Origin of the sequence: Bacillus sp. 123MFChir2 (genome assembly GCF_000383235.1) — a bacterium.
Taxonomy (GTDB): domain Bacteria; phylum Bacillota; class Bacilli; order Bacillales; family Bacillaceae_G; genus Bacillus_A.
The window spans coordinates 1-8,456 of record NZ_KB910999.1 but is presented as its reverse complement, the minus strand read 5'-3'; the positions used below and the strand labels follow the sequence as shown (position 1 = coordinate 8,456).

Sequence of the window (8,456 nt, the reverse complement as noted above, 5' to 3'; positions counted from 1 at the left end):
TAAATGGCGGTCCCGACCGGGGTCGAACCGGCGATCTCCTGCGTGACAGGCAGGCATGTTAACCACTACACCACGGGACCATTTGGTTGCGGGGACAGGATTTGAACCTGCGACCTTCGGGTTATGAGCCCGACGAGCTACCGTGCTGCTCCACCCCGCGACGACAATACTTATAATTTTATATGGTGGAGGATGACGGGATCGAACCGCCGACCCCCTGCTTGTAAGGCAGGTGCTCTCCCAGCTGAGCTAATCCTCCGAAGTGGTGACCCGTACGGGATTCGAACCCGTGTTACCGCCGTGAAAGGGCGGTGTCTTAACCACTTGACCAACGGGCCAAAATTATGGCAGAGAAGAAGGGATTCGAACCCTCGCACCGCGTAAGCGATCTACTCCCTTAGCAGGGGAGCCCCTTGAGCCACTTGGGTACTTCTCTATATATGGCTCCGCAGGTAGGACTCGAACCTACGACCGATCGGTTAACAGCCGATAGCTCTACCACTGAGCTACTGCGGAATATTTAAGACAATTTATATCTTATAAAAATTCATTTTCTAAGTCAAGCACTTCCTACAACATTCTGTAGTGGCGTGACATGTTTATACTATACTGGATTGTTTTTTTAGTGTCAAGGAGTTTTTAAAACTGCTTCAATTTACCTTTACACTTTCCGCATACATACCGGGTCGTATTCACTTTACGCCTTCTTACATATTGAACATGACATGTTGTACATTCATACACATATTGTTTTATATCTACTTGTCTTCCTACAATTCTTTTACAAAAACGCGGCGCATTTACCTTCTTTAATAATTCACGAAAATCTGTATCTCGATGTCGATACCCTTTCCCCATAAGATGCAAATGATAATGACACAACTCATGTTTAATTACTTCAATTAATTCCTTCTCCCCATACGCTACATAATAATGATAATTTAGTTCTATATTATGAGTACTTAATATATATCGTCCACCTGTCGTACGTAACCGTTTATTAAACATTGCCTTATGCAAAAAAGGTCTCGCAAAGTATTTTATCGATACTTCCTCCACTAATCTTTGAATATCTACTTCATGCATCCTTATCTCTCCTATCCATTAAAATAAATCTACACGTCTCGTTTGTCTCATGCATACATTAAATAGTACATATACCCATCCTCATTCTTACAAAAGGAGGGATTCATATGCCAGCATGGCTTCGCAAACAAATGCGGCGTGCCTATTATGAAAAAAACCGCTATCAAATTAAATTACTTAACGAATGCTGGTTTTTTTATAAAAAAAAGCAACATCCGTAATAAACAAAGGGAATGGATCACTATTCCACTCCCTTTTCATTCAACTAGCAATAAATTTATCCACGGGTGTAGCACTCAATCATTTATTTTTTCAACCTTCTAACGGTAACATAGATAAGGCAACGCGTCCTTTTTTCATATCAACCGCATCGACCCACACTTTTACAATTTGTCCAACAGACACAATATCTAATGGATGTTTTACAAACTGCTTACTCATTTTTGAAATATGAACTAATCCATCTTGTTTTACACCGACATCAACAAAGGCACCAAAATCAACAACATTTCGAACTGTACCTTCGAGTTCCATACCGCGTTTTAAATCTTCTAATTTTAAGATACCTTTTTTAAGAAGCGGCTTTGGTAATTCATCACGCAGGTCTCGCTCCGGACGAATAAGGGCATCAACAATATCTCGCAGCGTAGGTTCACCAATGTTTGTCTGCTCTGATAACGAAGAAATTTCTACTTCCTCTAAGCTTTTTTGCAAATGAGGTTGTCCAACATCTGTAATAGATAATCCTAAACTTTTCAATAATAATTCCACATTCTTATATTGCTCTGGATGAATGCTTGTTCGATCAAGCGGATTCTCACCTTCTAAAACTCGTAAAAATCCGATGCATTGTTCATATGTCTTTGCACCTAATCGTGGTATATCTTTCAGTTCAGCACGTTTCGTAAATTTCCCGCTCTCTTCACGTTTTTTTACAATGTTTTTCGCAACTGTTTTTGATAAACCAGAAACATATTGTAATAAGGAAACAGAAGCAGTATTTACGTTCACTCCAACTTGGTTTACAGCTGTTTCAACAACAAACGTTAATGATTCATTCAATCGTTTTTGCGATACATCATGTTGGTATTGTCCTACCCCAACAGACTTCGGATCAATCTTTACTAATTCTGCAAGCGGATCTTGCAAACGTCTTCCAATAGAAACTGCGCTTCTTTCTTCAACTTGCAAATTCGGAAACTCTTCTCTTGCTAATTCTGATGCGGAATACACACTCGCACCTGCTTCATTGACAATAATATAAAACACATCATGCACAGCCGCTTGTAACACATCTACTACAAATTCTTCCGTTTCACGAGAAGCTGTACCATTTCCAATTGCAATTACTTCTACTTTATACTTTTCTAAAATTGAAATACATTTCTTTTTCGCTTCTTCATATTTCTGAACAGGCGGATGCGGATAGATGACATCGATATGAAGCACTTTCCCCGTATCATCTACAACTGACAGTTTACATCCTGTACGATAAGCTGGATCTACAGCCAATACTACTTTCCCCTTCATCGGTGGTTGTAACAATAGATTCCGTAAGTTCTCTGAAAAAATATGAATTGCTTGTTCTTCTGCTATCTCTGTTAACTCTTTACGAATTTCCCTTTCAATAGACGGTTGAATTAAACGCTTATAACCATCTTCAGTTGCTTCTTGTACATAATTCGCACTTGGCGCGTATGAATTATGAATGACTTTTTTATGTAAAAATTGAAGAATGTCTTCGACCGGAGGAACAATTGTTATTTTTAAAATTTCTTCTTTTTCACCACGATTCATAGCCAATACACGGTGAGGAACAACCTTTTGCAGTGGTTCTTCATAGCTGTAATACATTTCATATACATTCTTTTCGTCTTTTTCTTCATCTTTCACAACTGCTGAAATTGTCCCTTTTCTAAAGGTAGCATTGCGAATCCAACTACGATAAGACGCTTCATCAGATACATATTCTGCAATAATGTCTTTTGCCCCTTGCAGTGCTTCTTCTGGCGACCGAACTTCCTTCTCTTCATTTACGAACACTTTTGCTTTTTCTAGCACATCATCCTTCGCAAACGTTAATAACCAATCTGCCAAAGGTTCTAATCCCTTTTCTTTCGCAATTGTCGCTTTTGTTCTTCGTTTTTCTTTATATGGACGATATAAATCCTCGACCTCTTGTAGTTTTGTTGCAGATGTAATGTTACGACGCAATTCTTCTGTAAGCTTTCCCTTTTCATGAATTAAACGCAACACTTCTTCTTTACGATTTTCAAGCTGGGTGATATATTGCCATCTTTCTAAAATCGAGCGAATTTGCACTTCGTCTAATGAGTTTGTCCATTCTTTTCGATAACGAGCAATAAAAGGGACTGTATTACCCTCCTCTGTTAACTCAATAACATGACGAACTTGCTTCTCTGAAAAATTCAATTCTTTCGCTAACATTTTCATTAACCCATGACGATTATCTACCATTTCCATTTGCAACAAAACCTCCTTCAATAATAAAAAAAGTTGCTCTTACAAGAGAGCAACTTCAACGTTGAACTAAAAATCTATCAGTCCTAAACTAATTTGCAGAGCTTCATCTACACGATTCATCATCAGATCGTCTAACTGAGTGATTTTGTCCGTTAAGCGCTGCTTATCGATTGTTCGAATCTGTTCGAGCAAGATAACCGAATCTCTCTCAAATCCATACTTTTTTGCATCAATTTCCACATGGGTGGGCAATTTTGCTTTCTGAATCTGTGCAGTAATGGCCGCCACAATTACAGTTGGACTAAAGCGATTCCCAATGTCATTTTGAATGACAAGAACCGGACGAACGCCTCCTTGCTCAGAACCAACAACTGGGGAAAGGTCTGCAAAATACACGTCGCCGCGTTTTACAATCAAAAGATTACCCCCCGCTAACTAAGCGTTCTACTGTATGAGCTGCTTCATACTCTGCTAAGAAAGCTTCAGATGCAATACCAAGATTGATTTTTCCCATCTCAATGTACCCACGTCTCATTGATTCATGCTGGTAGCGCTTCTTCGTTTTATGTTGGCGCAATAGCAATTGTGTTGCCTGGCAAATAAGTTCATGACGATTCTTATTCTCTTGTTTTCCAATTCCGTCTAATTCTGTTACCACTTGTTTTGGCAACCGAATAACGATTTCAGTAGTTATACTTGATTCGGACACAAAAATACACCTCCACCGTCAACTACACACACATATATGACACCTATTGTAATAATACCATTGTATAGGGCCTGTTGCAAAGACTTCCTAAATGTCTTGTTTTATGTTTTCCAACTTGGAAATAAAACATTCATTTCCTTGTATTTTTCTTTATTATTCTTCTAAAACGAGTTTCTCAAATTGCCATCTAGTAAAAAACATTATTATAAACGTGCATTTAAACTTCGGAAGCCCTTCTTATATATCATGCAAGTAATTTATCACCTCTACAACTTTTCCACTTTTCACATATACGCATGGAACACGAAACCCAATTGTTGCAATCACTTCATAATTAATTGTCACTAAATACTCCGCAACCTCTGTAGCACTAATATACTGATCGTCTTGCCTTCCAATTATAGCGACCCTTGTCTCAGGCGATACTTCATATGACAGACGAATCATTAGCATATCCATTATAATTCTCCCCACAATTGACACTCTAATACCTTTTACAAGAATCTCAAACCCTTGCAACCTCCGTAACTAACCATCAGCATATCCAACAGGCAACGCAGCAATCCATTTTTCTTTTTCCATTCGATAAGTGGCGCTATAGGCGATTTTTCCATCTAGAAAAAACACTTCCTTTATACGATATGCAAAGCTTATTCTTTTATATTCACTTTTTTCTCACCTTTATTTCAGCAGATTACATAAACATTTTTATCAAAACATGAAAACATGCTAAAAAACGTGGTGTCCACTGTAGTCACCACGTCTTAGTCGTTTACTTTACTTGTTTCTGAGTCACAGAACGTGCTACCATTAATAATTCTTCTTGTTTCAAATCTTTTGATACAAGCATATACTCCACTCCATTATGCGACCACGTAACGGAATCCTTTGTTAACGCTCCAATAGTGAAACCTAAATCAACAGGCTCTCCGCCCACACTTTGCGTCGCAATAGTTGGTGCTACTTTCGCTTTTTCTTGTATTAACGTAAAACTTTTCTTATTACCAACGTACGTAAGAATACTACGTTTTCCGTTATCTGTATTAAACTCTTTCTCTTCTTTTAAAGTCATACCTTGCGGTGTATCACTTGGATACAAAATAGCAAATGGCTTTTCTTGTTGAGCTGTCGTTTGTATATCCACTTGCGCCCTAGACATATTTTGCTTCGTATCAAATGCACCTTTATCAAATTTTGCATCAAACTTTACCTTCGAAAAATCTACTTGCACAAGAACATTTTGATCATTATCCATCAATTTCACTGAAACAGGCGATAAATCTTTTTTATTAAATGTAACTTGTTGCTTTGGCAGCATATTTTGATGATGATAGTTTGTTTTTGTTTCAAATACATAATATTTGTCAGTTTTCTTAAACGAACGGTCCTTATCGTTCAAAATATCCCTGACAAGCGATTCATATAAATACGCTTGACTGCTATTTTGCGGCCAATCACTTTGAAAGCGAAAACTTTTATTTAAAGATGGAGTAAGAACAAACACACCTTCATCATTTCGTAAAATAATTTGACTTTGATCCTTCTTTGCGTTTTTTAAGTTCACTCGGTAATACGAGGGTTTATTATACCAAACCTCAACATCATACACCTGTGGTTCATTCCCCGTTTTAATCGATAGTTTCGCTTCCGCTTGATAGCCTTTCATATCTTTTACTCTTTCATTCAAGTCTTGCACAACATCTTCTTTCTTCTTCTCCATGCAACCTGCTAACAGAAAAACGGTCAACAAACCCGCAATAAACAAAAATAGCCGCCTTTTCATACGTTCAGCCCCTTTGTCTCAATAAGTAAGTGGAAGAAAACATCTTCCTTAACGCTACTCAAATATATGAGACAAAGAGATGAAATATGCAGACTAGCTTGACGAGCTTTCTAAAACAACCTGTGCTACCGCAAACTCTCGGCTATGGCTAATCGAAAGATGGATCGTATGATTTGTATTGGCAAGTAAAATAGGTTTCCCTCTTTCATCATTCATAATTTCAATATGTAAAAAACTAACCTCTTTTCCAATTCCAGTACCAAACGCTTTCGAATACGCTTCTTTCGCCGCAAAGCGCCCTGCAACAAATTCACTACGTCTTTTCCCTTTTAATGCGCATGCCACTTGGCGCTCGTTTTCCGTTAAAATACGCTCTATAAATTTTGGTTGCCCTTCTATCATCTTTTCAATTCTTTCAATTTCAATAATATCGATTCCAACTCCTACAATCATATCCTTCTGTTCCTTCCTTCTATTTTCTTTCTCACTTTCATATTGTAAGAATAACAGACAATACACTAACAGCAAAAGGAGTGTAAATATGAATACTCCATTAAAATACTCATTCTCTTCTTTCCCACCAGTTACTATGGCACTACTTTTTATACAACTTGTTTTACTATCATTAGGGAAGCTCTCTATCGGAATTGCTTGTAACGAGTGTATAGCTGAAGGAGAATGGTGGCGACTCATTTCTTCACTATTTGTTCATACAACATTTTCTCATTTTCTATCCAACAGCATTTGCTTCTTTGCGCTTGGATTTTCATTAGAAAAACAACTGCATAGCATTCGATTTTTATTTGTGTTTCTTACGTCTGGAATTATCGGAAATATCGCCTCTTACTTTTTCTTTCCAATCTACTATACTCATACAGGAGCTTCTGGTGCTATTTTCGGACTATTAGGAGTACAACTTTACCTATTCTATATGCAATTTCAGCCTACTAGAAGAAAAGAAATCCTTCTCTTGGTTATCATTTTATGTATTCTCCTTGCATTTACATTTTTCGATACAACAACAAATTCAATTAGCCACCTAGCCGGATTACTTACAGGAGCTTGTTTAGGACCATTATTCACAAAAAAAACAGATGGTGCATAAGCTTATTTTACCCAAAAGCTTGCACCATCTATTATCTCTACCCCCGCCTTATCAGTCATATCTCTCATCAACTGCAAAAGCGCTTCATCTTTTTGTTTCGCCTCTATCATACAGTGTATTTCCGGAACACTTCCTTTCATATGTCGCAAAAAAGAAACGAAAGAATCAGAATCAATAAAATCGGCATGCGCCCGTGGATTCTTCCCTTCTCGCGGACTCGAAATATGCATTTTAATCGGCAAAGGAGATTGTTCCCACGTTTGCACAACACGTTCCCAGTGGCTTTCCCATTCTTCTAAATCATGATTCATCATATGATGATGTAAATCAAAAACTACCGGAATCCCAAGTTTTTCTCCTAAGTACAGCGTCTCTTTTAAAGAAAATGTAGTGTCATCATTTTCTAGCATAATCATCTTTTGAATTCCAACTGGAACAAGCGACCAGTTTTCAATAAATTTTTCTAGCGCTTGTTCTTTATTCCCATATGCACCACCAACATGTAAAACACAACGATGCGTTCTATCGATTCCCATTCCCTGTAGCAACTTCCCATGCATCTGTAATGTTTTTAGCGACTGCTTTACAACAGGTGGACGCAATGAATTTAAAACAACAAAATGATCTGGATGAAAGTCAATTCGCATCCGTTTTTGCTTTGCGTATTCTCCAATTTTCCGTAAATTTTCTTGCAAAGGTTTTATATAGTCCCATTCTAACAATGCCTCATGGTTTGCCAGAGGAATTAATTTCGAACTTAAACGAAAGAATGAAATATCATGTCCATAATTATGTTTTAACAACCGTAAGCAATTCTCCAAATTAGAATTAGAAATCCTCTCTAAATTTTTGATTGCTGCTTCTCTGTCTTGCATTCGCTGAAACTTCGCATACGTCATTGTTTGCGAAGGAGAAGCATTTTTGACACGCACACTCATCGCAGCATACCCAAGCTTTACGAGCATTCTATTTCCTCTTTTCCGATACAAGTTTCTATGTAGTATACCCAAATAAAGATACAAAAAAGACAGCCTTTCGAAAGAGGCCACTGAAAAACTCACGTTTTTTCAGCTCAAAAACCGGATGTGAAATTAGAAAGGCGACTTTTCGTTCAAAATGGAACGAAAAGTCGCCTTTCTTTCTATTCTTTTTTTACTTTTCTTCCTTTTTTTCCTTCATTAAGGTCATAATTCGTTTTAAATTGACGGCAAATATAGCCATCGCACCTTGCATTCGCATACCAATGAGACCCGAGGAAGATGCTACATCATACCCGTGTCTGTGCTTCA

9 protein-coding genes, 6 tRNA genes and 1 pseudogene are annotated in these 8,456 nt (G+C 37.7%); 2 read left to right on the top strand and 14 right to left on the bottom strand.

Annotation, left to right across the window (positions count from 1 at the left end; translation table 11 throughout):
- Window positions 1-4 precede the first annotated feature (4 nt).
- From H280_RS0122095 to H280_RS0122065, 7 genes are all read right to left on the bottom strand, one after another.
- Window positions 5-80, bottom strand: a tRNA-Asp gene (locus H280_RS0122095).
- 3 nt (window positions 81-83) lie between these two features.
- Window positions 84-160: transfer RNA gene (locus H280_RS0122090), tRNA-Met, on the bottom strand.
- 23 nt (window positions 161-183) lie between these two features.
- Window positions 184-259 (bottom strand) — tRNA-Val (locus H280_RS0122085).
- Between the two features lie 4 nt (window positions 260-263).
- Window positions 264-338: transfer RNA gene (locus tag H280_RS0122080), tRNA-Glu, on the bottom strand.
- 7 nt (window positions 339-345) lie between these two features.
- Window positions 346-436: transfer RNA gene (locus H280_RS0122075), tRNA-Ser, on the bottom strand.
- 5 nt (window positions 437-441) lie between these two features.
- Window positions 442-516, bottom strand: a tRNA-Asn gene (locus H280_RS0122070).
- A 123-nt stretch (window positions 517-639) separates the two neighbouring features.
- Window positions 640-1,086 carry a SprT family protein gene (locus H280_RS0122065; RefSeq protein ID WP_020063276.1) on the bottom strand — a complete coding sequence of 149 codons (447 nt, stop codon included), beginning with the start codon at window positions 1,084-1,086 and terminating at the stop codon, window positions 640-642.
- A 107-nt stretch (window positions 1,087-1,193) separates the two neighbouring features.
- On the opposite strand from H280_RS0122065, the gene cmpA reads away from it, so the two are divergent.
- Complete coding sequence (gene cmpA / locus H280_RS25955; RefSeq protein WP_020063275.1) at window positions 1,194-1,307, top strand: cortex morphogenetic protein CmpA; 114 nt, start codon at window positions 1,194-1,196, stop codon at window positions 1,305-1,307.
- 91 nt (window positions 1,308-1,398) lie between these two features.
- On the opposite strand, the gene H280_RS0122055 is transcribed toward cmpA, so the two are convergent.
- The 6 genes and pseudogenes from H280_RS0122055 to acpS form a co-directional block, all read right to left on the bottom strand.
- Window positions 1,399-3,570, bottom strand: coding sequence for a Tex family protein (locus H280_RS0122055; RefSeq protein ID WP_020063274.1), 2,172 nt, complete (start codon window positions 3,568-3,570; stop codon window positions 1,399-1,401).
- A gap of 66 nt (window positions 3,571-3,636) precedes the next feature.
- Window positions 3,637-3,987, bottom strand: coding sequence for a type II toxin-antitoxin system endoribonuclease NdoA (gene ndoA, locus H280_RS0122050; protein WP_020063273.1), 351 nt, complete (start codon window positions 3,985-3,987; stop codon window positions 3,637-3,639).
- 4 nt (window positions 3,988-3,991) lie between these two features.
- Window positions 3,992-4,279 (bottom strand): antitoxin EndoAI, encoded by a 288-nt coding sequence (locus tag H280_RS0122045; protein WP_020063272.1) that lies wholly within the window; start codon window positions 4,277-4,279, stop codon window positions 3,992-3,994.
- A gap of 237 nt (window positions 4,280-4,516) precedes the next feature.
- Window positions 4,517-4,915 (bottom strand): annotated as a pseudogene (locus H280_RS25485) (alanine racemase C-terminal domain-containing protein); the annotation flags it as partial.
- 136 nt (window positions 4,916-5,051) lie between these two features.
- The gene (locus tag H280_RS0122035; RefSeq protein WP_028411344.1) at window positions 5,052-5,999 is read right to left on the bottom strand and encodes a LolA family protein; all 948 of its coding nucleotides are present in this window, start codon (window positions 5,997-5,999) and stop codon (window positions 5,052-5,054) included.
- 156 nt (window positions 6,000-6,155) lie between these two features.
- Window positions 6,156-6,515, bottom strand: coding sequence for a holo-ACP synthase (acpS, locus tag H280_RS0122030; protein ID WP_020063269.1), 360 nt, complete (start codon window positions 6,513-6,515; stop codon window positions 6,156-6,158).
- An 88-nt stretch (window positions 6,516-6,603) separates the two neighbouring features.
- Here acpS and H280_RS0122025 point away from each other — a divergent pair, with 88 nt between their 5' ends.
- Window positions 6,604-7,167, top strand: a complete 564-nt coding sequence (locus H280_RS0122025; RefSeq protein WP_020063268.1) for a rhomboid family intramembrane serine protease — start codon at window positions 6,604-6,606, stop codon at window positions 7,165-7,167.
- A gap of 2 nt (window positions 7,168-7,169) precedes the next feature.
- Here H280_RS0122025 and uvsE read toward each other — a convergent pair whose 3' ends face one another.
- Window positions 7,170-8,132 (bottom strand): UV DNA damage repair endonuclease UvsE, encoded by a 963-nt coding sequence (gene uvsE, locus H280_RS0122020; RefSeq protein WP_020063267.1) that lies wholly within the window; start codon window positions 8,130-8,132, stop codon window positions 7,170-7,172.
- Window positions 8,133-8,456: the final 324 nt, after the last annotated feature.